The following is a 26116-nucleotide window of genomic DNA, read 5'->3' on the forward strand; positions in this document are numbered from 1 at the left end:
TCACTTGCTGCGAGGGTCGAGCGCGTCACGCAGCCCGTCACCCAGCAGATTGAATGCCAGGACGGTGATGAAGATCGCCAGTCCGGGCACGAACATGAACTGCGGATCTGCTGTGTAGAGATCCACGGCGTTGCTGAGCATTCCGCCCCAGGAAGCCTGCGGCGGAGCGATACCGACTCCGAGGAAGCTCAGCGCGGCCTCGAAGAGGATGTTCGTCGGGATGATCAGCGTCGAGTAGACGAGGATCGGCGCGACGAGGTTGGGGAGCAGCTCGCGGAACAGGATGTACGGGCCGCGGGCGCCCAGGCTGGTGGCGGCCTCCACGAACTCGCGCCGCGCGAGGCTCATCGTCTGGGCGCGCACGATACGTCCGATGTACGGCCAGCTGAAGAAGCCGATCACGAAGATCAGCACGCCGATGCGCAGCGACAGACCGTTGAACCCGAAGAAACCGTCCTGCACAGAGGCCGAGATGGCGATGGCGAACAGCAGCAGCGGGAACGCCAGGAAGGTGTCCATCAGCCGGCTGATCACGCTGTCGACCCAGCCGCCGTAGTAGCCGGCGACGACGCCGAGCACGGTACCGATGATCACGGACAGCAGCGTGGCGCCGCCGGCGACCAGCAGCGAGACCCAGGAGCCCTCGATGATGCGGGCGAGCATGTCACGGCCGTACTGCGGCTCGACGCCCAGCGGGTGGGCCCAGCTCATGCCGCCCCAGCTGCCCTTGGGGGCCAGCAGGGCCGGGTCGATGAGGTCCTGGTGGAACTGGTTGGGGTCCAGCCCGAAAGCCCACTCGATCGGCTTCGCGAGCACCGCCATCAGCACGAGCAGGATGACGATGACACCGCCCGCCACGGCCAGTTTGTCCCGCTTGAAGCGGGTCCAGGCGATCTGTGTGAGCGAACGCCCTTCGATCTGAGCCTTCTTGACCCCGGCGAGCACAGCCTCGGGCGGGGTCTCGGCCTCGGCTCCGGTGGTCTCGATCGGTGCGGTCACTGTGAACCCGACCCCTCTAGCCGGTTGTTGCCCGGCCCGCGTCTGCCGCGAAGGTTTGCGGCTTTATCGACTTGCACTCGACCACGAGGTGAGCACCTCGTGTCTTGAGTGGGGAGTCTTCAGCGTGGCCGCGATCACCCGCCAGAGTCCAAGGCGAAAGTATGCATAACCGTGATACGGCCATGGGGGTTCCGTTATCCGAACCTACGGAACCGACCCGCGAACGCTCTCACCACACCCGATGACCGGTCGGACGTCGCCCTCGACCCGTCGCGCACACGCTCGGGCCGGGACGCCCGACGCAGGTGACGGGCATCCCGAAGGACAGGGAACGCCCCGGTGGGGCGGGGTGGCGGCGCTCAGTAGGCGCCGTGCACGGGCGGATATCCGTAGCCGGCAGCCGGGGCCTGCTGCTGGGGCTGCGGGGCGGCCGCGTGGGCCTCACGGTCGTAGAACGGGCGGGCGCTGGCCCGCATCCACATCACGACCGGGTCGTAGTCGTCGGTCATGGCGACCGTGGACACCGGCAGCCCGTCCGGGACCGCGCCGACCGACTGCTGCATCATCGCGCGCACCGAGTCCACCGCGGCCGGCGAGGTGTCGTACACGTCCAGGCCGATGGCGAGGTAGGGCGCCCCGAGCGCGGGCTGCACCCAGGCGCGGCGCAGGGAGCGCAGGGCCGGGGTGCGGTGGGCGTTCTGCGCGAGCAGGGCGTAGAACTGCGAGATCTCGATGCCGGGTTCGGACAGCCGCAGGGGGCCGGCCGGCTGACGGTCCAGGCCGGTGGCGATGCGGCGCAGGTCCAGCCAGGGGATGCCGACGCCGCCGCCCTGGGCGTGCGGGTTGAGCCAGAGCCCGAAGTGGTCGGGATAGAGGGTGCGGGCCACGTCCAGTCCGTCGACCACCTCGTAGGAGCGGTTCCAGCCGCTCGCCGAGAGCTCCTGGGCGGAGGTCACACAGGGGGCGTAGCTGAAGCCCTCGACCTCCATGTTTCCGTACTGGGCGTCGGGCGAGCCGGCCTGGCCGTGCCACAGGAGCATCCAGATCTGGCCGGAGGAGGGGGTGGCGAGGGCGCGCAGCAGTGCCTCGTAGGCGTCGTAGCGCCCGGGGGTGACCTGGCGCAGCATGTGCTCGACGCTGCCGCTTGGGCTCGCGCTCACCTGTCTTGCCCTTCTTGTGGAGTGCCCCGCATGTGGAGACAGCTTAAGCGCCCAGTAGCTCGGGGCCTTGTGTCCGTTCGCGGGTGCGGGTACGTGGTGGGTTCTCGCGCAGTTCCCCGCGCCCTTCAGGTGGTTTCAGTGCCCGGACTGGTAGAAGGGGCGCACGTTCGCCCGGAGCCAGTCGGCCACCGGGTCCTGGGCCACGTCGAGGAGGACCAGGTTGACGGGCCACTTGACCGGGACTTTGCCGAGAGCCTTGCCGAGGGCGTCCAGGGGGAGGGCTCGCAGATCGCCTTCCCACTGGGAGAGTTCCACGCCCACGAACATGACGGGGTCGCCCGTCTCGATGGCGGCGAGGCAGCGGCGGGCGGTGACGACCACGCCGGTCGCGGTGAACTCCGCGGAGGCGGCGGCCAGGAAGTCGACCGGGTCGTCCTGCCAGTCGGGCTCGAAGAGGCGGACCCGGCCGCCGGAACCGGGGCCGTCCAGCGGGGTGCGGCCCGCGCGGCACAGCTCGGCCACCGCCTCGGGCGGCAGCGGGACGCCGACCACGCCGTCGGGGTTGACGGCGATGCCGACCTGCGGGGGCAGGCCGCGGGCGAACTCCACCGCCGGGGCGACGGTGTACGACATGTGGGGGCCGGCCGCCTGGCGGAGCTGCTCCTCGGAGCTGAAGACCGGGACGTACACCTGGCCCTCGATCTCCATCGTGGGCAGGTCCAGGGGGCCGCTCTGCGGGCCGCCGCCGTTCGGCAGGGGGATCCAGAGGAAGCTCCGGCCCAGCACCTCGATGATCCGGCCGCCCGCGGAGGGTATGCCGAGGGAGGCCGAGAGCACCTCCTCCAGCTCGTTGCCGGGCCAACCGCCGTGCGGGTGGGGGTGCGTCTGTGCCGGGAAGTCCGCGGGAATGTCCGCCGGGAAGTCCATCTGCCTACCGCCTGCTGGGAACCATGCTGTGGAGCAAAAGGCTAGCGGGTGCCTGTGACGGCGACCGGTCCGATCAGCCGGTGAAGGCTATGCGGTGCAGGACGTCCGCCGCGTCCCGGTCCAGCAGCACCGCGGAGCCGCAGTCGGCGGGCAGCTCGCCGCGCTCCACCGCGCGCAGCAGCCGGGCGGTCGTACGGCGGTGGCGGCCGAAGGCGTACCGGGACACGCCGCGGCCGCGCTCGCGCTGGCCCCGACGGGCGGTGCCGGGGGTGACGTCGAGAAGGAGCAGGTGCAGGGTGCCGCCGCGGCGGCGGGCCTCGCGGGCCAGCCAGGAGCGCACCCAGGACTGGGTGCCGCAGTCGTGCACGACGACTCCCTCGCCGGTGCGCAGGGCCCGGCGCAGTCCGGCGTAGTGGGCGAGGCGGACCAGCGGGCGGTAGAGCGCGTAGGGAAGGAAGCGGGGCATGCGGTCGTCCCAGCGGTCACGGGCGTCCTGGGAGTCGATGCGGTGACCGGGGACCGCGCGGTGCATCAGCGTGGACTTGCCGCTGCCGGGCAGGCCGGTGATCACCACCAGGTCGCCGGGCCCGAAGAGCAGGGCGTGCGGGCTGCGGCCCCCGCGCTCGCGCAGGTCGCGGACGACCGGGGCCGGGCGGTCGGCGCAGCGCTCGCGGGCCGGGGCGGAGGGCTGCCCGGGCACCGCGATGCCGGTGGTGGTGGCGTAGGCCGAGGTCCTGTTCACCGTGATCGTCCTCCCCTGTGTGCTTGGCAATCCCATGCCCATCACATGTAAAGAGAAGGTAATGCGCCGCGTCCAGTGGTTCGGTGCGCGTACTGCCACAGGTCGGTTACAGATGCGGGCCCTGACGGGTGGGGGCAAGGCGTGCAATGATGTGCCCGCCAACTGCATACCGGCCGCTTGAATCCGCGCGGGAGAGTTCCCAGCAGCCTTCGCTGGGACGCCGAAGGAGCAAGTCCCTCCCTTGAATCTCTCAGGCCCCGTTACCGCGCGGGCGAGGCACATCTGAAAAGCGGGCCGCTGTGTCAGTGGCTCCACCCAAGGTGCAAGCCGTGGTCGTCCCTGTGGCGGTCTCGGCGAACCTCTCAGGTTCCGATGACAGATGGGGAGGAACGACCTCGCCAGTCATGCCTTGGGAGACGACCGACCGATGAGCAGTACCGAACTCCGTCACACCGCGCTGGATGCCCTCCACCGCTCGCTCGGTGCGACGATGACCGACTTCGCGGGCTGGGACATGCCCCTGCGCTACGGCTCCGAGCGCGACGAGCACGTGGCCGTGCGCACCAGGGCCGGCCTCTTCGACCTGTCCCACATGGGCGAGATCACCGTGACCGGCGCCGAGGCGGCGGCCCTGCTGAACTTCGCCCTGGTCGGCAACATCGCCTCGGTCGGTGTCGGCCGCGCCCGCTACACCATGATCTGCCAGGCCGACGGCGGCATCCTGGACGACCTGATCGTCTACCGCCTCGCCGAGACCGAGTACATGGTCGTCGCCAACGCCTCCAACGCCCAGGTGGTGCTGGACGCGCTGACCGAGCGCGCCGAGGGCTTCGACGCCGAGGTGCGCGACGACCGTGACGCGTACGCGCTGATCGCCGTCCAGGGCCCCGAGTCCCCCGGCATCCTGAAGTCCCTCACGGACGCCGACCTGGACGGCCTGAAGTACTACGCGGGCCTGCCCGGCACGGTGGCCGGCGTCCCCGCACTGATCGCCCGCACCGGCTACACCGGCGAGGACGGCTTCGAGCTGTTCGTGAAGCCCGAGCACGCCGTGGAGCTGTGGCAGGCGCTGACCAAGGCCGGCGAGGGCGTCGGCCTGGTGGCCTGCGGCCTGTCCTGCCGGGACACGCTGCGCCTGGAGGCGGGCATGCCGCTGTACGGGCACGAGCTGACCACGTCCCTGACCCCGTTCGACGCCGGGCTCGGCCGGGTGGTCAAGTTCGAGAAGGAGGGCGACTTCGTGGGCCGCGAGGCGCTCACCGAGGCCGCCGCCAAGGCCGAGCAGAACCCGCCGCGGGTGCTCGTCGGTCTGATCGCCGAGGGCCGCCGCGTGCCGCGCGCCGGGTACTCCGTCGTCGTGGGCGGCGAGGTGATCGGCGAGGTGACCTCCGGCGCCCCCTCTCCCACCCTGGGCAAGCCCATCGCCATCGCGTACGTCGACGCGGCGCACGCTGCGCCGGGCACCGAGGGCGTCGGTGTGGACATCCGCGGGAGCCACGAGCCGTACGAGGTCGTGGCGCTGCCGTTCTACAAGCGCCAGAAGTAGACACTGAGCGCGGTCCGTCCCAAGGACGTGACGCTGCGCACATTCACCTGCTCCTCAGCAGTCCCAGCAGTCCCCCATTCATCAGCACTCCCGCGCGTACAGGAGAATTCAGGCCATGAGCAACCCCCAGCAGCTGCGCTACAGCAAGGAGCACGAGTGGCTGTCGGCCGCCGAGGACGGCGTGTCGACGGTCGGCATCACGGAGCACGCGGCCAACGCGCTCGGCGATGTCGTCTTCGTCCAGCTCCCGGAGGTCGGTGACACGGTGTCCGCGGGCGAGTCCTGCGGTGAGCTGGAGTCGACCAAGTCGGTCAGCGACCTGTACGCCCCCGTGACCGGTGAGATCACCGAGGTCAACCAGGACGTCGTCGACGACCCGTCGCTGGTCAACTCGGCCCCCTTCGAGGGCGGCTGGCTGTTCAAGGTACGCATCACGGACGAGCCGGCCGAGCTGCTCTCCGCCGACGAGTACACCGCCTTCACCGCCGGCTGAGGAGTCGTAGCCGTATGACTGTCCTGAACACGCCCCTGCACGAGCTGGACCCGGAGATCGCCGCCGCGGTCGACGCCGAGCTGAACCGCCAGCAGTCGACCCTGGAGATGATCGCCTCCGAGAACTTCGCACCGCTCGCGGTGATGGAGGCCCAGGGCTCGGTCCTCACCAACAAGTACGCCGAGGGCTACCCGGGCCGCCGCTACTACGGCGGCTGCGAGCACGTCGACGTCGCCGAGCAGATCGCCATCGACCGGATCAAGGAGCTGTTCGGCGCCGAGTACGCCAACGTGCAGCCCCACTCCGGCGCCTCCGCGAACCAGGCGGCCCTGTTCGCGCTGGCCCAGCCCGGGGACACCATCCTCGGCCTGGACCTGGCGCACGGCGGCCACCTGACCCACGGGATGCGGCTGAACTTCTCCGGCAAGCAGTTCAACGTGGTCGCGTACCACGTGGACGTCGAGACCGGTCTGGTCGACATGGCCGAGGTCGAGCGCCTGGCCAAGGAGCACCGCCCCAAGGTGATCATCGCGGGCTGGTCGGCATACCCGCGCCAGCTGGACTTCGCCGAGTTCCGCCGGATCGCCGACGAGGTCGAGGCCTACCTGTGGGTCGACATGGCGCACTTCGCGGGCCTGGTCGCCGCCGGTCTCCACCCGAACCCGGTCGAGTACGCGGACGTGGTCACCTCCACGACCCACAAGACGCTCGGCGGCCCGCGCGGCGGCATCATCCTCGCGAAGCAGGCCTTCGCGAAGAAGCTGAACTCGTCCGTCTTCCCGGGCTTCCAGGGCGGCCCCCTGGAGCACGTGATCGCGGCCAAGGCGGTCTCCTTCAAGGTCGCCGCCTCGGAGGACTTCAAGGAGCGCCAGCGCCGTACGGTGGAGGGCGCCCGGATCCTCGCCGAACGGCTGACCGCGGCCGACGCCCGCGAGGCCGGTGTGAACGTCCTGTCCGGCGGCACCGACGTGCACCTGATCCTGGTGGACCTGCGCGAGTCCGAGCTGGACGGCCAGCAGGCCGAGGACCGCCTCCACGAGGTCGGCATCACGGTCAACCGCAACGCCGTCCCGAACGACCCGCGCCCCCCGATGGTCACGTCGGGTCTGCGGATCGGCACGCCCGCCCTGGCGACCCGCGGCTTCACGGCCGAGGACTTCGCCGAGGTCGCGGACGTGATCGCCGAGGCACTGAAGGCGCCTTCCCCCTTCGGTGAGGCCGAGGCGGAGGCCCTGAAGGCCCGGGTCAAGGCCCTGGCCGACAAGCACCCGCTGTACCCCGGTCTGAACAAGTAAGTCCGAAGTACCCCGGCACCGCGCACACTGGACACAGAAGACGCGCGCGGTGCCGGGCGGTGCCCACCCCGCACCACACCCTGAGCACCACCCCCCGTATTGAGGAGTTCCCCGTGGCCATCTCGGTCTTCGACCTGTTCTCGATCGGCATCGGCCCGTCCAGCTCCCACACGGTCGGCCCGATGCGTGCGGCGCGCATGTTCGCCCGGCGACTGCGCAACGAGGACGTGCTGGAATCCGTCACGTCGATACGCTCCGAGCTGTACGGCTCACTCGGCGCGACCGGCCACGGCCACGGCACGCCCAAGGCGGTGCTGCTCGGCCTGGAGGGCGCCTCGCCGCGCACGGTGGACGTGGAGAACGCGGACCAGCGGGTGGAGGACATCAAGGCGACCAAGCGGCTGAGCCTGCTCGGCGAGCACGAGATCGCGTTCGACTTCGGCGCCGACCTGAAGCTGCACCGCCGCAAGGCGCTCCCGTACCACGCCAACGGCATGACGCTGTGGGCGTACGACGCCGCGGGCACGGAACTGCTCTCCAAGACGTACTACTCGGTCGGCGGCGGCTTCGTCGTGGACGAGGACGCGGTCGGCGCGGACCGCATCGTGCTGGACGACACCGTCCTGAAGTACCCCTTCCGCACCGGCGACGAGCTGCTCCGCCTCACGAAGGAGACGGGTCTGTCGATCTCCTCGCTGATGCTGGAGAACGAGCGGGCCTGGCGCACGGAGGAGGAGATCCGGACCGGCCTGCTGGAGATCTGGCGCGTGATGCGCGAGTGCGTGCAGCGCGGCATGTCCCGCGAGGGCATCCTGCCCGGCGGTCTGAAGGTCCGCCGCCGCGCGTCCGTCACGGCCCGCCAGCTGCGCGCCGAGGGCGACCCGCTGGCGCACGCCATGGAGTGGCTCACGCTCTACGCGATGGCCGTGAACGAGGAGAACGCGGCGGGCGGCCGCGTGGTCACGGCCCCCACGAACGGCGCGGCCGGCATCATCCCGGCGGTCCTGCACTACTACATCAACTTCGTGCCCGGCGCCGACGAGGACGGCGTGGTCCGCTTCCTCCTGGCCGCCGGTGCGATCGGCATGCTCTTCAAGGAGAACGCGTCCATCTCCGGCGCCGAGGTCGGCTGCCAGGGCGAGGTCGGCTCCGCCTGCTCGATGGCTGCCGGCGCCCTCGCCGAGGTCCTCGGCGGCAGCCCGGAGCAGGTCGAGAACGCGGCCGAGATCGGCATGGAGCACAACCTCGGCCTCACCTGCGACCCCGTCGGCGGTCTGGTCCAGATCCCCTGCATCGAGCGCAACGGCATGGCCGCGGTGAAGGCGGTCACGGCCGCGAAGATGGCGATGCGCGGCGACGGCTCCCACAAGGTGTCCCTGGACAAGGTCATCAAGACCATGAAGGACACCGGCGCGGACATGAGCGTGAAGTACAAGGAGACGGCCCGGGGCGGACTGGCCGTCAACATCATCGAGTGCTGACCCCTCCCCCGCCGGCCGGCTCTCCCGCGTGACGTCCGGTTCCGGTTTCCACTGCCCGTGTTCAACTGCGCTTGAAAAACGCCCACTTCGCGAGGCCGATGTTCCTCCAGGGGCTACCGTTCAGTAACCGATCTCTCCTACGCTGCCGCCAACTCAGCGACAGCGAAGGGGAGTTCACACATGCGCGCGGTTCGTGTGGTGAGACGGGCAGGGGTGTTCCTGGGTGCCGCCGCCCTGCTGATGGCGGTGCCGGCGAGTGCCCATGGGGCGGAGCCGAAGTTCTCCGGGACGACGGCCATCGGGACGCACAACGCGTACGACAAGGCCAAGTACACCTACTTCGCACAGGCGTTGGACTCGGGCGCCTCGCTGCTCGAACTGGACGTGTACGTGGACAGCATCAGCCATCGCTGGCGCGTCAGTCACAGCAATCCGTTCGGCGACAACAACAACTGCGAGGCCGCGAAGACGCCGGGCGAGCTGTACAGCAAGAGCCGGAACCAGGATCTGGGCAGCTGCCTGGACAACATCGCGGCCTGGAACCAGCTGCACCCCGACCACCCGCCGATCGTGTTCAAGGTCGAGATGAAGGTCGGCTTCAACGGCAAGGGGGGCCTCGGCCCGGACGAGTTCGACACCCTGGTGTCGCAGAAGCTCGGCAGCAGCGTGTACAAGCCGTCCGACCTGCTGGGCGGGACGTACTCCTCCCTGGACGCGGCGGCCAAGGCCGACGCCTGGCCCTCCCGCGACTCCCTCCGGGGCAAGTTCCTCTTCGAGCTGATCCCGGGCACGGTGGAGCAGTCCAACCCGTTCGACCACTACTGGACGGACGAGGAGTACGGCGACCACCTCCGCGACCTGTACGCGGCGGGCAGGATCGGCGAGGCACAGGCCTTCCCGGCCGTGCTCGGCGCCGCGAACGGCGACCCGCGCACCAGCCGTTACGACGCCTCGATCAGGCCCTGGTTCGTGTTCTTCGACGGTGACGCGGCGACGTACGTGAACAACGGCTACGACACCTCGCTCTACTCCGCGAACCACTACATCCTGATCACCACGGGCGCCGACGGCGTATCCCCCGCGATCTCCTCGACCGATCCCACGGACGCCGAGGTCGCCGCCCGGCTCGCCCTGCTGGCCAAGGACCACGCGAGCATCATCACCTCGGACTGGTCGGCCAAGTCGGCGTCGGTCCTGGGATCGGTGACGCCCCGGAGCTGACTTTTCGGCTGCAACGGCGGATCTCCCGTGCCAAGGTGGGGCATAAACACGTCAACTCCTGTCCCCCCACCGGCACTCAAGGGAGTCCCCTCATGCTGCACGGCATCGACGTCAGCGCGTACCAGTCGTCGTCGTACGACACGGACGGCCTCTCCTTCGTCTTCATCAAGGCGACGGAGGGGCGTTCGTACGTGAACCCGAGACTCGCCGCCCAGGCCAAGCACGGCCGCGACGCCGGACTCGTCGTCGGCTACTACCACTTCCTGTGGCCGGGTCATATCGCCGCCCAGGCCGAGTACTTCGTCAGGCACGCCCCCGAGCGGGCGGGCGACCTGCTCGCCGTCGACTGGGAGACGACCAGCGACGGCTCGCACGCCAGCAACGCGGAGAAGGACCTGTTCATCCGCACGGTGAAGGAACTCCGCCCCCACAACAAGGTGTTGCTCTACGCCAACCGGGAGTACTGGCTGAACGTGGACGTCACCTCGTACGCCGGCGACGGCCTCTGGATCGCCGACTACGTGAGCGCGGGCCACCCCCGCATCCAGGCCAAGTGGCGCTTCCACCAGTACAGCAGCGAGCCGCACGACAAGAACGTGGCCGCCTTCGCCGACCGCAGCGCTCTGCGGGAGTGGGCCGCCGGCGACTGAGCCCTGCGTCGCCGGCGAGGACGAGGCCCGTGCGGCCGGGCGACCCGGACGTCAGCCGCGGAAGTCCGCCGGGCGCTCCGGGGACGCCTCCGCCAGGGCGTCGCGCACGGCCTCCAGGCCCGCCTGCAGGCCGTACACCGGGGTGCCCGGCTGCTGGCGCCAGGAATTGTCGAGGCCGCCCGCATCGACCGTGTCGAAGCCGAGTTCGTCGATGAGGTCGCGGACGACCTGCTTGGCGGCCCGGTCGTCGCCGGCCACCGGGAGGGCCATGCGCTCGGGGTCGCCGGCCGGGCGGGGACGGTCGAGGATGTCCTGGGCGTAGGTGCCGTTGAACGCCTTGATCACGGGGTGTCCGAGGTGCCGTTCGGTCCAGCGGCTCTCGGTCAGGCCCTCGTCCTCGATGCCGGCGATCCGGCCGTCGCGCTGCTGCGGGTAGTAGTTGTTGGTGTCGATCACGGCGACGCCCTCGGCCGCCCCGGCCAGCAGGCCGGCGGGGAGGTCCGGGACCCGGTTGAGGGGAACGGTGACCACGACGACCTGGGCGCCCTTGGCGGCCTCCGCCGCCGGGACCGGGGTCGCGCCGGTCTCCTCGGCCAGTTCCTTCAGGGTCTCGGGGCCACGGGAGTTGGCCACGGACACGTCGTGGCCGAGGGCGGTGAGCCGCCGGGTCAGGTTGCCGCCGATGTTCCCCGCGCCGATGATGCCGATCTTCATGACAGAGCCTTCCGGGTCGATGCATGTGCATACGTCAGTCGTCGGCGACAACCTCGGGGGGAACGGGAGTATTCCGGTGACTGGGCCAGGCGGGCGCCCCCTCGCGGTACGTCCTCAGACCCGTACGACGATCTTGCCCGTGTGCCGGTTGGACTCCATCAGACGGTGGGCGTCCCGGATCCGGTCGAGACCGTCGAAGACCTCGCCGAGGACCGGGCGGAGGGTGCCGTCGGCTAGGCCGGAGGCGAGGTAGTGGGCGGCGCGCCGACGGCCTTCGACGCTGCCGGTGAGGGCGATGTTGGCGTAGCCGTGCACGGTGAGCGGCCACTGCCGGGGCAGCAGGATGGGCCGCTCGTCGAGCCAGCCGCAGGAGACCAGGGTCCCGTCCCGGACGATCGCGCCGCCCAGCTCCGCGAAGCCGTCGCCGCCGATCGCATCGAGGACGATGCCCCCGTTATGTTTTTCGCGGTCCTGCAATGGGGCCGCTGGCCTCCGGGCCCGGTATGACTGTGTCCCCTCTGTCGAATGGATGACCTGGGGGGTGGTGTCGCCGGGCCTGGGAGGTGCCGTCGGAGACGCTGATGAGAGACCCGGCCACCGCCCAGTCCGGCGCAATGCCGGGCAGAGACGTGGGCGGCAGGTCTGCATAACGTGGATGCGCGAGCACGGTGCCATTGCCGAGGCCGGTACGGTCAACCACCTGGAAAGGGTGCGATGTTAGACACCGAAGGCGTGGGCGTCTTCCTCGGGATGGACGTCGGCAAGACCGCCCACCACGGCCACGGACTCACCCCGGCCGGGAAGAAGGTCTTCGACAAGCCGATGCCCAACAGCGAGCCGAAGCTGCGGGCCGTCTTCGACAAGCTCAAAGCCAAGTTCGGCACCGTCCTGGTCATCGTGGACCAGCCCGCATCCATAGGCGCCCTGCCTCTGACCGTCGCCCGCGACGCCGGCTGCCAGGTCGCCTACCTGCCCGGACTCGCGATGCGACGGATCGCCGACCTCTATCCGGGAGAGGCGAAGACCGACGCCAAGGACGCAGCGGTCATCGCGGACGCCGCCCGCACCATGCCCCACACCCTGCGGTCTCTGGAGCTGACCGACGAGATCACCGCCGAGCTGACCGTGCTGACCGGCTTCGACCAGGACCTCGCCGCGGAAGCCACCCGCACCTCCAACCGGATACGCGGTCTGCTGACCCAGTTCCACCCGTCGCTGGAGCGAGTCCTGGGCCCACGGCTGGACCACCCCGCCGTCACCTGGCTCCTCGAGCGATACGGATCCCCCAACGCTCTGCGGAAAGCCGGACGCCGCAGACTCGTCGAAGTGATCCGCCCCAAGGCCCCGCGGATGGCACAGAGGCTGATCGACGACGTCTTCACAGCCCTCGACGAACAGACCGTCGTGGTCCCGGGAACCGGCACCCTCGACGTGGTCATCCCGTCGCTGGCCCGCTCGCTCGCCGCGGTCCACGACCAGCGCCGGGCCCTGGAGGCCCAGATCAGCACCCTTCTGGAGGCCCACCCTCTTCACCCGGTCCTGACCTCGATGCCCGGAGTCGGAGTCAGGACCGCCGCCGTCCTGCTGGTCACCGTCGGCGACGGGACTGGCTTCCCCAGCGCCGCCCACCTCGCCTCCTACGCCGGCCTCGCCCCCACAACAAGGTCGTCCGGGACCTCGATCCACGGCGAACACGCACCTAGAGGAGGAAACCGGCAGCTCAAACGCGCCATGTTCCTCTCCGCCTTCGCCTGCATGAACGCCGACCCCGCCTCACGCACCTACTACGACCGGCAAAGAGCCCGCGGCAAAACGCACACCCAAGCCCTCCTCCGGCTTGCCCGCCAACGCATCAGCGTCCTGTTCGCCATGCTCCGCGACGGCACGTTCTACGAGTCAAGAACCCCCGCCGTCACCCTCGCCGCATGACCACCCAAAACCGCTTCAAACCCAACACCACGTCCTTGACGAAGGACATAGAGACACCCCCCCCGCCCGCCGGTCAGTCGCCTGGCCTCCTCGACCACGTCCTCGTCGGCGCTGACGATCACGTGCTCCGCGCCGAGGCCGAGCAGCCGCTGCCGCTTGGCCTCGGTGCGGGTGGTGACGATCGGGACGGCTCCCGCCCGTCGGACGACCTGGATCGCCGCGGAGCCGACCCCGCTGGACACCCTGCTGCTGTACATCCTGCGGGCCTGGTGGGAGAGCGAGCGCGCGGCCGGGCGGGCACGGGGCTGGTCGGCGGCGCTGGCCGACCCGGCGGTCGCGGCGGCGCTGCGCGCGCTCCACGGTGACCCGGCGCAGGCTTGGACGGTGGCGCAGCTCGCCGCTGCCGGCGGCCTGTCCCGTGCGGCCTTCGCCCGTCGCTTCACCGCGCTGGTGGGCGAGCCGCCTCTGACGTATCTGACCTGGTGGCGCATGACGGTCGCCGGACGGCTGCTGCGCCACGACGACCTGTCCCTGCGCCAGGTGGCCGCCCGCACCGGCTACACCTCGGAGTTCGCCTTCGCCAAGGCGTTCAAGCGGGAGTACGGGGTGGCGCCGGGCCGGTACCGGCGCGGGGAGGCGCAGGCATGACGAAGGGGGTGCCCCTCCCCACGGGACGGGCACCCCCTTCGGGCGGGTCACTTGTTCAGGTAGGCCCAGAACTCGTCGAACGACAGGACCTTGTCGCCGTTCAGGTCGCGGGTCTTGATGATGGCCTCGGCGACCGTGTCGGTGACGTTCCAGTCGCCCCCCTGCGCCAGCGCGTGCTTGAACTCGGCAGCGGTGATGACACCGTCGCCGTCCGCGTCGATCCGCTGGAACTGCTTGCGTGCTTCCTCGATGTCGGCCACCGATCCGCCCCTTTTGTTCGTGGTTCTCATGCCGTGTCGGCGTACTGTCGCTGGTCAGATTAACGGCCGCCGCGAGCATGGAGTGCAGCGACCACCCACAGCCCGCCGTCGGTGGAAAGTCCGGTGCCGTTGTCGATCACGTGTGCGAGTCTGGGCCTTCCGGTCGGTGGAGACTCGAGGAGCACGGTTTTGGAGACTTTGCGGGACATTCTCGACGCGGCGGCGCAGGGCGCCTTCCCGCCGGCGGACGGCGGCACGACGGTCGTTCCCCAGCCCTCGCCACGGGACGCCGGTGTCCTGGCCTTCACCGCCCACTCGGTCGTGTTCACCGACGAGGATCCGGCCTGGGTGCGGGAGACGCTGCGCGCGGTCACCGAGGAGTGCGACGCGCTGGCCGCCACGATGAACCCGCGCTTCCTGACCGCGCTGACGGACCGCACCGGGCGCCGTACGGACACGGTCGACGTGATGCTCGTCGGATCCCCGCTGCCGGGCCGTCCGGCGCTCGCGCTGCGGGAGATCGCCGACCCGTCCCACCCGCGGGTGGTCAGCTCGCGCCGGCGGCGCGACGACGTCCGGGTGTGGACCGCGGAGGGTGGGGTGCTGGTGCTGGGGCGCGGGGTGGCGGGCCGGCTGGAGGTGGCGGTCGAGGTGGACGACGCGGTACGGCACCGGGGGCTGGGCCGGGCGCTCGTGACGGCGGCGCGGCAGCTGGCCGACGAGCCGGTGTGGGCCCAGGTGTCGGCGGGGAACGCCCGCAGCATGCGGGCGTTCCAGGCGGCCGGGTACCGTCCGGTGGGCTCGGAGGTGCTGCTTCAGCGGAAGATGCCGGTGTGCCCGAGTGAGTAGCGGCCCGGCTGCGGGTAGACGGCGAGGCCGTGCGGTCCGCTGCCGACCTTGATGCGGGCCAGTTCGGAGCCGGTGCGGGTGTCGATGGCGTACACCTCGGAGTTGTAGCGGCCGGAGAGCCACAGCACCTTGCCGTCGGAGGAGACCCCGCCCATGTCGGGGCTGCCGCCGCCGGGCAGATGCCACTTCTTGGTCAGCCGGTTCTCGGTGAAGTCGAAGATGGAGATGGTGCCCTCGCCGCGGTTGGAGATGAACATCTCCCGGGAGTCCCGGCTGATGTACAGCCCGTGGGCGCCCTTGCCGGTGGCGAGGAAATCCGGCTTGCCGAAGGTGTCCCCGTTCACGATCCACATGCCGTTGGCCACCATGTCGGCGATGTAGAAGAGCTTGCCGTCCGGGGAGACCTTGACGTCCTGCGGCATCGCGCCGTGCAACGGCAGCTTCTGGTGGGCGACGACCTCCATCCGCGCGGTGTCGACCTTGAGGAGTTCGCCGCTGAACTCGCAGGAGACGATGAAGTACCGGCCGTCCAGGGAGAAGTCGGCGTGGTTGACGCCGTAGCAGCCGACCGGGAGTGCCTTCGCGACCTTCATGGTGTGCGCGTCGCGGAAGACGAGCTGACGGTCCATGGAGGCCATGACGATCGCGTACTTGCCGTCGGGCGTGAAGTACAGGTTGTACGGGTCGTGCACGGCGACCGGCCGGCCGGCCTTCCCGGTCCTCGGGTCGATGGGGGTGAGGCTGTTGCCGAGGTCGTTGTTGACCCAGAGGGTCTTCAGGTCCCAGGACGGCACGACGTGCTGGGGCTGCCGGCCGACCGGGATGGTCTTGAGGATCCGGTAGGTCTGCGGGTCGATGACCGTGACGGTGTCGGAGTTGGTGTTGGGGACGTACACCCGGGACGGGAAGTCCTTGACGACCGGGGAGAGTCGGTTCGGCCGGTCGGCCGCGTAGACGTCGGTCGGGTCCAGCACCGGGGGCATCCCGGGCAACCCGTCCACCTGCTGCCTCTTCACCTGCGGCTGGGCGGGGGCCTTGCTGCCGAGGGCCTCGCTCTCCCTGGTCTGGGCGTCACCGCTGCACGCGGACAGCAGTGCCAGGGCGGTGAGGGCGGCTCCGGCGGCCAGGAGGCGGGCGGCTTTCGTGGTTCGCATCAGCTCAGCAGCTCCGTGGTGGTGACCGCGCGCAGGTGGCGGCGGTCGAGTTCGTGGAGTACGGCGGGGAGGGCGGCGACCGTGTCCGGGTATCCGAAGTGCAGGCTCACCACCGATCCGCCCCGCACTTCGGCGAGGACCTTGCGGGTGACGGCGTCGGCTCCGGGGCGGGTGTAGTCGAGCGAGTCGACGTCGTACGACAGCACGTGCGGGTAGCCCGCGGCGCGGGCCAGCCGGGTGACCAGCGGGGAGGCCGTCGGGGAGCGGGAGGGCCGGAACCAGGTGCCGATCGACCCGGTGAGCCGCTTCAGCCGGTCCGCGCAGTCGGTGATCTCCTTGCGGGCCTCCGCCTCGGCCATGGCGTTGACGGAGATGTGCCGCTGGGTGTGGTTGCCGAGGTCGTGGCCGCCGTCGAGGATGCGGCGGGCCAGGCCCGGGTACTGGTCCAGCCAGCTGCCGACGGCGAGCACGGTCAGCCGGGCGCCGTGCTGTTCGGCCGTGCTGAGCAGGGACTCGGCGAAGTCGGGGTCGCCCTGCCCGTGAAAGGTGAGGGCGACCTGGGGGCGGGTGCGCGGGCCGTGGGTGATCTGGGCGGGCAGGCCGGTGTAGGCGCGGGGGGCGGGGGCGGCGTGCGGGGTGGCCGCGGGACGGCCGGACGCGTCGGCCGGTGGGGCGGACCCGGGATGCGCGGCGGTCGTCGCGCCGGGCCGGGCCTCCTGGCCCGCGCCGCAGCCGGCGGCGAACGCGCCCCCGGTGACGAGCCCGGCACCCGCGCGCAGCACCCCGCGTCGGTTGGTCGTGGTCACCCGCACCATTTAAGGGGCGTTGGGTAAGAAAACGGCCGATTGCGCCGATCGAGGGGCGATTTCGGGTCGCAGTCCTACGCAAGGCCGAAGGCCACCAGGTGCCCGTCCCTGGTCCCTACGTAGACGCGGCCGCCGTCGGTGGCGGGCAGGGACCACTTGGACGCCGTTTCGATCGGGAAGGAGCGGCGCAGGTGCAGGGTGCCGTTGACGGGCACGGGGTCGTAGACCCGCAGTGCGCTGGCGGAACCTGATTTGTTGACGGTCCAGACCAGGGCGGAGCCGGGCGTCGTCCCGTTGGAGGTGACCACCGGGGAGGACGAGCCGTAGCCGAAGTTCTCGGCGCTGGTGCCGGCGCTGGTCAGGACCGGGGTGCCGGCGCTGTTCACCGAGTACTTCAGCGCACGCAGCGGCGAGCGGCCGCTCCCGGTGTCGGTGGCCACCGTGTACACGTAGCCGCCGTCGCCGCCCCAGACACCGGGGTGACCCCAGATGCCCTCGAACGGTCCGGCCACGCTCACCGGGTTGTCCGTGCCGTTCGGCCCCTGGCCCATGCCGCCCAGATGGTCCCGGTCCAGCAGGAAGACGCGGCCGTCCTTTGCGACCTGGACCAGCAGCCGCGGGTGCGCGGTGGTGCCGAAGCTGTTCGGAAGAGCGGCCGGACCGCCCGAGCCGAGGTCGGTGTCGTTCGCGTCCAGGGTCTTGTTGTCGGTCGGGCTGAAGAAGTTCCTGGCCGAGAGGGTGCCGTCACTGTTCACGCCGAGCCGCACCACCGACTCGCCGAGGCCGGCCGGGGGCAGGTAGCCGGGTCCGGCGCTCGGCGAGGCGCCCGTTCCGGAGCCGTTGCCGGTGGCAAGGAAGATCCGGCCGTTGCCGTCCGAGACCAACCCGCCGCCGCTCTGCCAGATGCCGGCCTCCTTGCCGTCGGAACCGGCCTCGGCGGACCACAGGGTGAGCTTGCGGCTGGCGACGTTCACGCCGACCACCTGGCCGACGTACGGGCCGTGGTCGCAGTACGAGGCGAACCCGGCGTACACCGACCCGTTGAGCAGCAGCAGGCCGGGCCGCTGCGATGCCGTGAGCGGGTTGAACGGGTGGCCGGGGCTGTTGGTGGGCGTGCCCTTGACGGTCAGCGGCCAGCCTGCGCGCTCGGCGCCGGTGGAGGCGCTCAACGCGTGGATGTACCAGTGCGGGTGCAACGCGTCCGGGCCGTCGTTCACCTTGCTGGTGAGGTAGACCGTGTTGGACGACGCGTCGTACACCGGCGTGGCGGTGATCCCGGTGAGCCCGCTGTCGCAGTTGACGGCCAAGGTGGGCCAGGCCGGACCGAGCTGGCGGGTCCAGCTCGTCTTCCCGGTCGCGGCGTCGATCCCGTAGACGTAGTTGTTCTGTGTGGCGACGACCACGTTGGTGCCGGTGACCAGCGGCTGGGCCGCCACCACGCCGTTGACCGCGGTGGACCAACGCTGCCCGAAGGCGGACGACGACACCACGGACGGCGAGAGCTTCGGCTCGTGCGAGTCCCACCCGGTGCGCAGGTTGTTCACCGAGATGGTGGATTCGACGGCCTGCGACGGACCGGCGATCCCGAGCAGCAGGAGACCCGTCAGCGCGGCCGCCCTGGCCTTCGGCCGCAGCAGCCCTCGCCGTTCTCCTGCTCGTCGGTGCGTCGGTGAAGCGACTCGCGCCATGTGATCCGCCCTTGTATCCGCCTGCTTGGACGCCGGCATCCGGCCGAGGGCCATTGTGGTGACCGAAAGTCACATGACCGGCACCCCGAGGGGGCGTGGCGGAGGATTCATTCGCAGGGACCACACCGCCGGGTCTCCTCGACCCGGCTGCAGGGCCTGTCGCCCTAGCGGTCGGCGACCCGCATCTCGAACCAGGTGGTCTTGCCGCGCGGCAGGAGGTCGACGCCCCAGCGGTCGGACAGCTTGTCCACCAGGAACAGGCCGCGGCCGCTGACGTCCATTTCCTGAACCGGCATCAGACAGGGCAGCCCGCGGGAGGGATCGCGGACCTCTACGCGGATCCAGCCGCGGCGGCGGCGCATCCGGAGGCCGAAGACCCGGGCCCCGGTGTGCCGTACGGCGTTGCCGACGAGTTCGGAGACGAGCAGGACCGCGTCCTCGGTCATCTTGGGGGTCAGCCCCCACTGCCGCAGTACGACGACCTGGGCGAGCCGGCGCGCGGTGGCCGCGGACTCCGGGCGGGACGGCAGCGGCACCTCCGCCTCCGTCGGGTTGCCGAACAGTTCGAGCGCCTTGAGCGCCTGTTCGTCCTCGACCGCGGGCGACCAGCGCGCCGCGGCCGCACGGCTGTGTCCCCGCGGCTGTTCGATGCCCTCCAGCCCCGCCATGCCCCCATGATGGCCGTCCGGAGCCGTCTCCGTGGCCGTTCCGGAGGAATACGCCCCCCTCATGCCCCTGCCGCGCTCGGGCCTGTCGGCATATGCCGATGGCATTTCCGATCTTGGAGCAGCCCATCTGACCTGCGGCGACGGCTCACTTTCGGGCAATCGACGGACTCCCTCGACGAGGCAGGTTTAAGGTTGCCTTAAGGCTCCCATAAACTGCCCCATCGGGGGACCCGGATCAGACAAGGCGTCAACTGCAAGCCCTACCGGGGACGTTCACCGGTGAACTTCACAGGAACTTCGCCTTGCCCGGCCCCTCCTCGACGAAGCTGCGCATGCCCCGCTCGCGGTCCTCGGTGGCGAACAGACCCGCGAACCAGTTCCGCTCGACGGCGAGTCCGGTGTCGATGTCGGTCTCCAGACCGGTGTCGATCGACTCCTTCGCCGCACGCAGCGCGATGGCGGGCCCCTGGGCCAGCCTGGCGGCCCAGGCGTGCGCCTGCTCGTAGACCTCGGCGGCCGGGACGACCCGGTCCACCAGGCCGATCGCGAGAGCCTCGTCGGCCTTCACCATCCGTCCCGTGAAGATCAGGTCCTTGGCCTTGGAGGGACCGACGAGGCGGGGCAGCCGCTGGGTGCCGCCCGCGCCCGGGACGAGACCGAGCAGGATCTCGGGCTGGCCGAGCTTGGCGTTGTCGGCGGCGATGCGGTAGTCCGCGCACAGGGCCAGCTCGCAACCGCCGCCGAGCGCATACCCGGTGACGGCCGCGACGACGGGCTTGGGGATGCGGGCCACGGCGGTGAAGGAGTCCTGCAGGGCGCGGGCGCGCAGGACCATCGCGGTGTGGTCCATCGCCTGCATCTCCTTGATGTCCGCGCCCGCCGCGAACACCCGCTCGCCGCCGTAGATCACCACGGCGCGCACGTCCTCGCGGCGCGTGGCCTCCTCTGCGAGTTCCTTCAGCCGGTCCTGCGTGGCGACGTCCAGCGCGTTCATCGGGGGCCGGTCCAGCCGCAGCGTTCCGACACCTTCGGCGACTTCGAGATTCACGGTCATGCGCAGCAGGTTAACGGGGACTAACGAGTGCGGGCCCGGTGCCGTAGGTCACAGCGCCGGGCCCGTAGCTCAGAGGAGGCTCACTTCTTCCAGTCGGCCCAGGACATGTTCCAGCCGTTGAGGCCGTTGGCCGGGTCCACCGTGCGGTCGTGGGAGTTCTTCACGACCACCACGTCGCCGCTCATCGAGTGGTTGAAGAACCAGGCCGCCGGCACGTTCTTGTCGTAGCCGCCGCGCACGTCACGCAGGCCCACGCAGCCGTGGCTCGCGTTGTAGTTGCCGAAGGCGTCGCCGCCCCAGTAGTTGCCGTGGATGAAGGTGCCGGAGTCGGTCAGGCGGATGGCGTGCGGGACGTCCTTGATGTCGTACTCGCCGCCGTAGCCCACGGTCTCGCCGTTCATTCGCGTCACCGTGAGCTTCTCACGCATGACCATCTGGCCGTTCCAGGTGTCGTAGCCGGGCTTTCCGGTGGTGACCGGGATGGTCTTGATGACCTTGCCGTCCTGGGTGACCTTCATCGTGTGCTTCTTGGCGTCCACGATGGAGACCTGGTTGCGGCCGATGGTGAACTTCACCGTCTTGTGCTGCTCGCCGTAGACGCCGTCGCGGCCCTTGACGCCGTCGAGGTCGAGGTCGACGGTGACCTTCGTGCCGGCCTTCCAGTACTTCTCGGGGCGGAAGTCCAGGCGGTCGTTGCCGAACCAGTGGCCCTCGACGTCGACGGCCGGCTCGGTCTTGATCCTGATGGCCTTCTCGACGTCGTCGGGGTTGGTGATGCCCCGGGTGAAGTGGACCGAGAACGGCATGCCCACGCCGACGGTGGAACCGTCCTCGGGGGTGAAGGAACCGACGAAGGTGCTCTGCGGAGTGAGCGTCGTGAAGCTGGAGTCCTCGGCGGCCTCGCGGCCCGCGGAGTCCTTGGCGACCGCGTGCACCGTGTACTTGGTGCCGGCGGCCAGATGGGTCGACGGCGTCCACGAGGCGCCGCCGCCGGCTATGGCACCGTCGACCTTCGTGCCCTTGGCGTCCTTGACGGTGACCTCGGTCAGCTTGCCCTTGCTGACGTTCACCTTCAGGGCGCCGCTGGTGTCGACGCCCGTGGCACCGGACTTGGGCGAGATGCTGACGGCGGCCGTCGACTGCTTGCCCTGCTGCGTGCTGGAGTCCTTGCCCTTCCCGTCACCGGAACCGGACCGGGCCCCGGACCCCGAGTCACCGCCGCCGCACGCGGTGAGGGTCACGAGCAGGGCGCCGGCTATGAGCGCCAGCCCCTTACGGCCTCTCTCCCGGCCCCCCACCGACGCCCCCGAAACAGGCCGCACGTTCACTTGTTCTCCCCTCGCCGGGCCAGGTCAGGCCCGCTCCCCACCACACTTGGTGTGCGCATGTTAACCGCAGGGTTTTGAGCGAGGTGTCAGGTGAATGTCACCGTTCAGTCGCAAATTCAACCGGCCGCCCTCGCCCGCAACCCCGTCCCTCATCTGGTTACTTGACCGCGCTGCCCGCTTTCCACTCCTTCCAGCCCATGTTCCACCCTCCGAGTCCGTTGTCGGGAGAGACTGTTTTGTCCTTGCTGTTGACGACCTCGATGACGTCTCCGACCAGGCTGCGGTCGAAGAACCAGCCCGCCGGAGTGTCCGAACTGCCGCCCTTGACGTCCCTCAGCCCGACGCAGCCGTGGCTGACGTTGACCCGGCCGGGAGCGTCCGGGGACCAGTAGTTGCCGTGCAGGAAGGTGCCGGAGTCGGTGAGCTTCATGGCGTGCGGGACGTCGGGGATGTCGTACTCGCCGCCGAAGCCGACCGTCCGGCTGTTCATGCGGGTGACCTCGAGCATCTCCATCACCACCATCTTCCCGTTGTAGGTGGTGGTCTCGGGCGCGCCCGCGGTGATGGGCACGTTGGCGAGCAGCTGACCGTCGCGCCGGACCTCCATCATGTGCTCGGCCGCGTCCACCAGGGAGACCTGGCTGCGGCCGACGGTGAAGGTGAACGTCTTGTCCTGCAGGCCGAAGGCGCCGGGCGCCCCTTCGACGTCCCTGAGGCCGAGGTCGACGGTGACCTCGGTGCCGGGCTTCCAGTAGCGCTCGGGCCGGAAGTCCAGGCGGTTGTTCCCGAACCAGTGCGGTCGGATCTCCACGGGCGGGTTCGCGGTGACCCGTACGGCCCGTTCGACGGCGGCGCGCTGGGTGATCTCCCGGCTGAAGGAGAGGGAGACGATCATTCCGGTGCCGACGGTGGAGCGGTTCTCGGGGGTGACGTAGCCGATGAACCGCTCCGCGGGGACGAGGGTGGTGAAGGTGGAGTGCCGGGCCGAGCGCCGGCCCTCGGCGTCCAGCGCGACCGCGTCCACGGTGTACTTGGCGGCGAGCGCCAGCCGTTTGTCGTCCGGTGCCCAGCTGAGCCCGTCGGCGCTGATGTGCCCGGGGACCGGGGAGTCCTGCGCGTCCTGGGACTTGACGACCTTCACCTTCTCCAGGCGCCCGTCGGGCACCCGTACCCGTAGCCGCTCCCCGGGTTTGACGGCCGTTCCGCCGTCGTCGGGGGTGACCCGGATGACGTCCTCGGCAGCCGGATGCTTGCCGAGGACCCGGTCGAAGTCCAGTCCGCCGGGGCTGCCCGAGGAGCAGCCGGCCAGCAGACCCGCCCATGTCAGTACGGCGGCCAGCGCGGCCCCCGCGCGCCGTGCGCGCCCGTTTACGTGCCTCACGTGGGACTCAACGACCGGGCACGCTCCTGGGAAACGTGAGTGCGACGCCAGGGCTGGGCAGAACAGTGGGGAGGACGACGGGGAGCCTCCCCCCGGAGGGGGTACCCCAGCCCGCGTCGGAGCCGTCGGGGCGCAGCCGTACCGGGCGGCCGAGCGTGTCCTGGGCCGGAAGGGTCCGGGCACGCCCGGCCCTTCGGCGCGGCCGACTGCGCCCCGGGGGCGAGCCACTGAAAGAGGGGCCGACTGGTGACGAGCGCAGCCGAGCAGCGGGCACTGGCCGAGGGGCGGGCCGCCGAGAGCGGGCACCCGGCGGCCCTGGTGGACGGCGTCCGTCGCGCCCTGCCGGCCGCCCCGCCCGCGTGGCCGGGTGCGCCGACTCCGCTGGGGGCCCGGTTCCGGGTGGGTCCGGACGGGGTCGCGGGCACCAACTTCGCGCTGTGGGCGGGCGGGGCGGAGGCGGTGCGGCTGTGTCTGTTCGACGAGCGGGGCCGGGAGACGCAGATCCCGCTGACCGAACTGACGCACGAGATCTGGCACGGCTTCGTCCCGGGCGTGATGCCGGGGCAGCGCTACGGCTATCGCGTCGGCGGCCGCTGGGACCCGTGGACCGGCGCCCGCTGGAACCCGGCCAAGCTGCTGCTGGACCCGTACGCGCGGGCGGTGGACGGCGAGTTCGGGCTGCCGCCCGAGGTGTACGGGCACGTCCGGGACTGGCCGCAACAGCATGTCGCCGACACCGTGCGCGACGACCGGGACTCGGCGCCGTACGTCCCCAAGGGCGTCGTGGTCCACGATGACGACGACTGGGCCGACGACCGCCGCCCCAAGACACCGTGGGCGGACTCGGTGATCTACGAGCTGCACGTGCGCGGCTTCACCAAGCTGCATCCCGGCATTCCCGAGGAACTGCGCGGCACCTACGCGGGTCTGGCGCACCCGGCCGCGATCGAGCACCTGGTGAAGCTGGGGGTCACGGCCGTGGAGCTGCTCCCCGTGCACCAGTTCGCCCACGAGGACCACCTGCTGCGCCGCGGCCTGAAGAACTACTGGGGCTACAACTCCATCGGCTACTTCGCCCCGCACGCGGCCTACGCGGCCTCCGGTACGACGGGCCAGCAGGTCGGCGAGTTCAAGCGGATGGTCCGCGCGCTGCACGCGGCCGGCATCGAGGTCGTCCTCGACGTGGTCTACAACCACACCGCCGAGGCGGGCGAGCTGGGCCCCACGCTCTCCCTGAAGGGCATCGACAACCGCGGCTACTACCGCCTCCAGGACGATGCCCGCCGCTTCGCCGACTACACCGGCTGCGGCAACACCCTGCACGTGGTCCAGCCCCAGGTCCTGCGGCTGATCACGGACTCGCTGCGCTACTGGGTGACCGAGATGGGCGTGGACGGCTTCCGCTTCGACCTGGCGGCGGCCCTGGCCCGCTCGATGCACGACGTCGACATGCTGTCGCCCTTTCTGGCCGTCATCGCCCAGGACCCCGTGCTGCGCCGGGTCAAGCTCATCGCCGAGCCGTGGGACATCGGCTCGGGCGGCTACCAGGTGGGCGCGTTCCCGCCGCTGTGGACGGAGTGGAACGACCGCTACCGCAACGCCGTACGCGACTTCTGGCGCCATGCCCTGCCCGACGTACGGGAGATGGGCTACCGGCTGTCCGGCTCCAGCGACCTGTACGCCTGGGGCGGCCGCCGGCCGTACGCCTCGGTCAACTTCGTCACCGCGCACGACGGTTTCACCCTGCGCGACCTGGTGTCGTACGACACCAAGCACAACGAGGCGAACGGCGAGAACAACCGGGACGGCACCGACGACAACCGGTCCTGGAACGGCGGGACGGAGGGCGGGACGGACGACGAGCGGGTACGGGCCCTGCGGCGCAGGCAGCTCAGGAACCTCCTGACGACCCTGCTGCTGTCCACCGGCGTGCCCATGCTGGTCGCCGGCGACGAACTCGGCCGCACCCAGCACGGCAACAACAACGCCTACTGCCAGGACAACGAGATCAGCTGGCTGGACTGGACCCTGCTGGACGACCCGGCCTGGCGCCCCCTGTTCGACCTGACCTCCCGGCTGATCGCCCTGCGCCACCGGCACCCGGTGCTGCGCCGCCGTGCCTTCTTCTCCGGCCGCGCCCACTCGGCGGACGGCCTGCGCGACCTGGCCTGGTTCACCTCCCGGGGCGAGGAGATGACCGAGGGCGACTGGTACGCACCCGCCGCCACGCTTGGCATGTATCTGTCCGGACGGGACATCCCGGGCCGGGACGAACGGGGCGCGCCGGTCCTGGACGACAGCTTCCTCACCGTGCTGCACGCGGGCGAACGGCCGACGGGCTTCGTCCTGCCGGGCGCGCCCTGGGCGGAGCGGTACGAGGTCGTGGTCGACACCTCGCGCGAGGAGCAGTCCGAGGCGCCCGGCACGGTCCACCCGGCCGGTACGGAGATCACGGTGCCGGCGCGGGCGGTGCTGCTGCTGCGCGTCGACCGACACTGTGCGAGTCCTGTGCGTGACGCGGATCACGCCGGCCGAGTGCAGCGCGGGAGGGGGTCCAGGGCCTTTCCCCCTGTGGAGACAGTCGGCGAGAACGGGGACCACGGGAATGGAGCAGGCTCGGGCAGGTGAGTACGACGCGTTCGTGACGGCCCGCTGGTCGGTGTTGCTCCATCTCGCACGTCTGCTCACCGGAGGGGACCGGCATCGCGCCGAGGACCTGTTGCAGGAGTCCTTGGTCAAGCTGTGGTTCGTCTGGCCGAAGGTCGCCGACGAGGCGCCGGAGGCGTATGTGCGCAAGGTGCTGGCCCGGGCCGCGGCCCGCTCGGCGCGCCGGCGCTGGTGGGGCGAGCGGCCGGTCGAGGAGCTGCCCGAGGTCGCGGCGGCCGGCGACATGTCCGCGAGCGTCGCCGAGCGCTCCCGGCTGGAGGAGGCGCTCGCCCAGCTGACGCCGCAGCAGCGGGCTGCCGTCGTCCTGCGCTACTACCAGGACCTGCCCGACCGGCAGGTCGCTCAGACCCTGGGCTGCCCGGTGGGCACGGCCCGGTCCCACGCCGCGCGCGGGGTGGCCCGGCTGCGCCGGCTCCTGGCCGACGTCATCGAGCCGGTGGGGTGAGGAAAGAAGTC

At 70.6% G+C, this 26116-nt stretch carries 25 protein-coding genes, 1 pseudogene and 2 riboswitches; of the genes and pseudogenes, 11 read left to right on the plus strand and 15 right to left on the minus strand.

The features are described from left to right. The 4 genes from AC07DS_RS32750 to AC07DS_RS32765 all read right to left on the minus strand — a co-directional run bounded on the left by AC07DS_RS32750 (position 1) and on the right by AC07DS_RS32765 (position 3828). On the minus strand, positions 1-999 hold the full coding sequence (locus AC07DS_RS32750) for an ABC transporter permease (RefSeq protein ID WP_479151204.1): 999 nt from the start codon (positions 997-999) through the stop codon (positions 1-3). A 359-nt stretch (positions 1000-1358) separates the two neighbouring features. Continuing rightward, a complete protein-coding gene (locus AC07DS_RS32755; protein ID WP_479151279.1) occupies positions 1359-2126 on the minus strand; it encodes an enhanced serine sensitivity protein SseB C-terminal domain-containing protein in 768 nt (255 codons plus the stop codon). Between the two features lie 168 nt (positions 2127-2294). Further along, a complete protein-coding gene (locus AC07DS_RS32760; protein ID WP_479151205.1) occupies positions 2295-3086 on the minus strand; it encodes an enhanced serine sensitivity protein SseB in 792 nt (263 codons plus the stop codon). Between the two features lie 73 nt (positions 3087-3159). Then, positions 3160-3828 (minus strand): AAA family ATPase, encoded by a 669-nt coding sequence (locus AC07DS_RS32765; protein ID WP_479151207.1) that lies wholly within the window; start codon positions 3826-3828, stop codon positions 3160-3162. A gap of 178 nt (positions 3829-4006) precedes the next feature. Beyond that, positions 4007-4104: riboswitch (glycine riboswitch) on the plus strand. Next, positions 4105-4217, plus strand: a riboswitch (glycine riboswitch). Positions 4218-4255: 38 nt separating this feature from the next. Between AC07DS_RS32765 and gcvT the strand changes: the two genes are divergently transcribed. The 6 genes from gcvT (at position 4256) to AC07DS_RS32795 (ending at position 10514) form a co-directional block, all read left to right on the plus strand. Beyond that, entirely contained in the window at positions 4256-5374 is a 1119-nt protein-coding gene (gene gcvT / locus AC07DS_RS32770) for a glycine cleavage system aminomethyltransferase GcvT (protein WP_479151209.1), read from the plus strand. A gap of 115 nt (positions 5375-5489) precedes the next feature. Next, positions 5490-5867, plus strand: coding sequence for a glycine cleavage system protein GcvH (gene gcvH / locus AC07DS_RS32775; protein ID WP_479151211.1), 378 nt, complete (start codon positions 5490-5492; stop codon positions 5865-5867). 14 nt (positions 5868-5881) lie between these two features. Beyond that, a complete protein-coding gene (gene glyA, locus AC07DS_RS32780; RefSeq protein ID WP_479151213.1) occupies positions 5882-7162 on the plus strand; it encodes a serine hydroxymethyltransferase in 1281 nt (426 codons plus the stop codon). Between the two features lie 113 nt (positions 7163-7275). After that, positions 7276-8643 carry an L-serine ammonia-lyase gene (locus tag AC07DS_RS32785; RefSeq protein WP_479151215.1) on the plus strand — a complete coding sequence of 456 codons (1368 nt, stop codon included), beginning with the start codon at positions 7276-7278 and terminating at the stop codon, positions 8641-8643. A gap of 180 nt (positions 8644-8823) precedes the next feature. Further along, positions 8824-9864 carry a phosphatidylinositol-specific phospholipase C domain-containing protein gene (locus AC07DS_RS32790; RefSeq protein ID WP_479151217.1) on the plus strand — a complete coding sequence of 347 codons (1041 nt, stop codon included), beginning with the start codon at positions 8824-8826 and terminating at the stop codon, positions 9862-9864. A 92-nt stretch (positions 9865-9956) separates the two neighbouring features. Then, complete coding sequence (locus AC07DS_RS32795) at positions 9957-10514, plus strand: GH25 family lysozyme (protein ID WP_479151219.1); 558 nt, start codon at positions 9957-9959, stop codon at positions 10512-10514. 51 nt (positions 10515-10565) lie between these two features. Here the strand turns inward: AC07DS_RS32795 and AC07DS_RS32800 are convergent, their stop codons facing one another. Beyond that, positions 10566-11228 carry an NADPH-dependent F420 reductase gene (locus AC07DS_RS32800; RefSeq protein WP_479151221.1) on the minus strand — a complete coding sequence of 221 codons (663 nt, stop codon included), beginning with the start codon at positions 11226-11228 and terminating at the stop codon, positions 10566-10568. A 114-nt stretch (positions 11229-11342) separates the two neighbouring features. Continuing rightward, complete coding sequence (locus AC07DS_RS32805) at positions 11343-11705, minus strand: zinc-binding dehydrogenase (RefSeq protein WP_479151223.1); 363 nt, start codon at positions 11703-11705, stop codon at positions 11343-11345. Positions 11706-11942: 237 nt separating this feature from the next. Here AC07DS_RS32805 and AC07DS_RS32810 point away from each other — a divergent pair, with 237 nt between their 5' ends. Beyond that, positions 11943-13157 carry an IS110 family RNA-guided transposase gene (locus tag AC07DS_RS32810; protein ID WP_479151225.1) on the plus strand — a complete coding sequence of 405 codons (1215 nt, stop codon included), beginning with the start codon at positions 11943-11945 and terminating at the stop codon, positions 13155-13157. On the opposite strand, the gene AC07DS_RS32815 is transcribed toward AC07DS_RS32810, so the two are convergent. Beyond that, on the minus strand, positions 13118-13414 hold the full coding sequence (locus AC07DS_RS32815; protein ID WP_479151227.1) for a zinc-binding dehydrogenase: 297 nt from the start codon (positions 13412-13414) through the stop codon (positions 13118-13120). The genes AC07DS_RS32810 and AC07DS_RS32815 overlap by 40 nt on opposite strands. On the opposite strand from AC07DS_RS32815, the pseudogene AC07DS_RS32820 reads away from it, so the two are divergent. Continuing rightward, positions 13392-13805: pseudogene (locus AC07DS_RS32820) on the plus strand (helix-turn-helix transcriptional regulator); the annotation flags it as partial. The gene AC07DS_RS32815 and the pseudogene AC07DS_RS32820 overlap by 23 nt on opposite strands. A gap of 47 nt (positions 13806-13852) precedes the next feature. Here the strand turns inward: AC07DS_RS32820 and AC07DS_RS32825 are convergent. Continuing rightward, on the minus strand, positions 13853-14065 hold the full coding sequence (locus AC07DS_RS32825; protein ID WP_145887416.1) for an EF-hand domain-containing protein: 213 nt from the start codon (positions 14063-14065) through the stop codon (positions 13853-13855). Positions 14066-14254: 189 nt separating this feature from the next. Here AC07DS_RS32825 and AC07DS_RS32830 point away from each other — a divergent pair, with 189 nt between their 5' ends. Next, a complete protein-coding gene (locus tag AC07DS_RS32830) occupies positions 14255-14914 on the plus strand; it encodes a GNAT family N-acetyltransferase (RefSeq protein ID WP_479151229.1) in 660 nt (219 codons plus the stop codon). Here AC07DS_RS32830 and AC07DS_RS32835 read toward each other — a convergent pair. The 7 genes from AC07DS_RS32835 to AC07DS_RS32865 all read right to left on the minus strand — a co-directional run bounded on the left by AC07DS_RS32835 (position 14881) and on the right by AC07DS_RS32865 (position 22993). Next, complete coding sequence (locus AC07DS_RS32835) at positions 14881-16068, minus strand: YncE family protein (protein ID WP_479151230.1); 1188 nt, start codon at positions 16066-16068, stop codon at positions 14881-14883. The genes AC07DS_RS32830 and AC07DS_RS32835 overlap by 34 nt on opposite strands. Then, positions 16068-16883, minus strand: a complete 816-nt coding sequence (locus tag AC07DS_RS32840) for a polysaccharide deacetylase family protein (RefSeq protein WP_479151232.1) — start codon at positions 16881-16883, stop codon at positions 16068-16070. Before AC07DS_RS32840 ends, AC07DS_RS32835 begins: the two co-directional genes overlap by 1 nt. Before the next feature lie 65 nt (positions 16884-16948). Next, a complete protein-coding gene (locus AC07DS_RS32845; RefSeq protein WP_479151234.1) occupies positions 16949-18562 on the minus strand; it encodes an outer membrane protein assembly factor BamB family protein in 1614 nt (537 codons plus the stop codon). Between the two features lie 164 nt (positions 18563-18726). Beyond that, positions 18727-19230, minus strand: a complete 504-nt coding sequence (locus AC07DS_RS32850; RefSeq protein ID WP_145887424.1) for an ATP-binding protein — start codon at positions 19228-19230, stop codon at positions 18727-18729. Between the two features lie 286 nt (positions 19231-19516). After that, on the minus strand, positions 19517-20284 hold the full coding sequence (locus AC07DS_RS32855; RefSeq protein ID WP_479151237.1) for an enoyl-CoA hydratase/isomerase family protein: 768 nt from the start codon (positions 20282-20284) through the stop codon (positions 19517-19519). Positions 20285-20364: 80 nt separating this feature from the next. Next, complete coding sequence (locus AC07DS_RS32860; protein WP_479151239.1) at positions 20365-21612, minus strand: L,D-transpeptidase; 1248 nt, start codon at positions 21610-21612, stop codon at positions 20365-20367. Between the two features lie 157 nt (positions 21613-21769). Continuing rightward, positions 21770-22993: a L,D-transpeptidase gene (locus AC07DS_RS32865; RefSeq protein WP_479151241.1), complete on the minus strand. Its 1224-nt coding sequence runs from the start codon at positions 22991-22993 to the stop codon at positions 21770-21772. A gap of 246 nt (positions 22994-23239) precedes the next feature. Between AC07DS_RS32865 and glgX the strand changes: the two genes are divergently transcribed. After that, positions 23240-25621, plus strand: a complete 2382-nt coding sequence (gene glgX, locus AC07DS_RS32870) for a glycogen debranching protein GlgX (protein ID WP_479151242.1) — start codon at positions 23240-23242, stop codon at positions 25619-25621. Then, the gene (locus AC07DS_RS32875) at positions 25599-26105 is read left to right on the plus strand and encodes a SigE family RNA polymerase sigma factor (protein ID WP_479151244.1); all 507 of its coding nucleotides are present in this window, start codon (positions 25599-25601) and stop codon (positions 26103-26105) included. Before glgX ends, AC07DS_RS32875 begins: the two co-directional genes overlap by 23 nt. Positions 26106-26116 lie beyond the last annotated feature (11 nt).

Source organism: Streptomyces sp. NPDC044064 (genome assembly GCF_056434245.1).

Excerpts from the sequence above, each read along its gene's own strand:
- AC07DS_RS32845 (WP_479151234.1), bottom strand. The coding sequence starts at position 18,562 with ATGGCGCGAGTCGCTTCACCGACGCACCGACGAGCAGGAGAACGGCGA.
- AC07DS_RS32755 (WP_479151279.1), bottom strand. The coding sequence starts at position 2,126 with ATGCTGCGCCAGGTCACCCCCGGGCGCTACGACGCCTACGAGGCACTG.
- AC07DS_RS32815 (WP_479151227.1), bottom strand. The coding sequence starts at position 13,414 with ATGTACAGCAGCAGGGTGTCCAGCGGGGTCGGCTCCGCGGCGATCCAG.
- gcvT (WP_479151209.1), top strand. The coding sequence starts at position 4,256 with ATGAGCAGTACCGAACTCCGTCACACCGCGCTGGATGCCCTCCACCGC.
- AC07DS_RS32835 (WP_479151230.1), bottom strand. The coding sequence starts at position 16,068 with ATGCGAACCACGAAAGCCGCCCGCCTCCTGGCCGCCGGAGCCGCCCTC.
- gcvH (WP_479151211.1), top strand. The coding sequence starts at position 5,490 with ATGAGCAACCCCCAGCAGCTGCGCTACAGCAAGGAGCACGAGTGGCTG.
- AC07DS_RS32840 (WP_479151232.1), bottom strand. The coding sequence starts at position 16,883 with ATGGTGCGGGTGACCACGACCAACCGACGCGGGGTGCTGCGCGCGGGT.
- AC07DS_RS32855 (WP_479151237.1), bottom strand. The coding sequence starts at position 20,284 with ATGACCGTGAATCTCGAAGTCGCCGAAGGTGTCGGAACGCTGCGGCTG.
- glyA (WP_479151213.1), top strand. The coding sequence starts at position 5,882 with ATGACTGTCCTGAACACGCCCCTGCACGAGCTGGACCCGGAGATCGCC.
- AC07DS_RS32850 (WP_145887424.1), bottom strand. The coding sequence starts at position 19,230 with ATGGCGGGGCTGGAGGGCATCGAACAGCCGCGGGGACACAGCCGTGCG.
- AC07DS_RS32790 (WP_479151217.1), top strand. The coding sequence starts at position 8,824 with ATGCGCGCGGTTCGTGTGGTGAGACGGGCAGGGGTGTTCCTGGGTGCC.
- AC07DS_RS32795 (WP_479151219.1), top strand. The coding sequence starts at position 9,957 with ATGCTGCACGGCATCGACGTCAGCGCGTACCAGTCGTCGTCGTACGAC.
- AC07DS_RS32810 (WP_479151225.1), top strand. The coding sequence starts at position 11,943 with ATGTTAGACACCGAAGGCGTGGGCGTCTTCCTCGGGATGGACGTCGGC.
- AC07DS_RS32800 (WP_479151221.1), bottom strand. The coding sequence starts at position 11,228 with ATGAAGATCGGCATCATCGGCGCGGGGAACATCGGCGGCAACCTGACC.
- AC07DS_RS32875 (WP_479151244.1), top strand. The coding sequence starts at position 25,599 with ATGGAGCAGGCTCGGGCAGGTGAGTACGACGCGTTCGTGACGGCCCGC.
- AC07DS_RS32760 (WP_479151205.1), bottom strand. The coding sequence starts at position 3,086 with ATGGACTTCCCGGCGGACATTCCCGCGGACTTCCCGGCACAGACGCAC.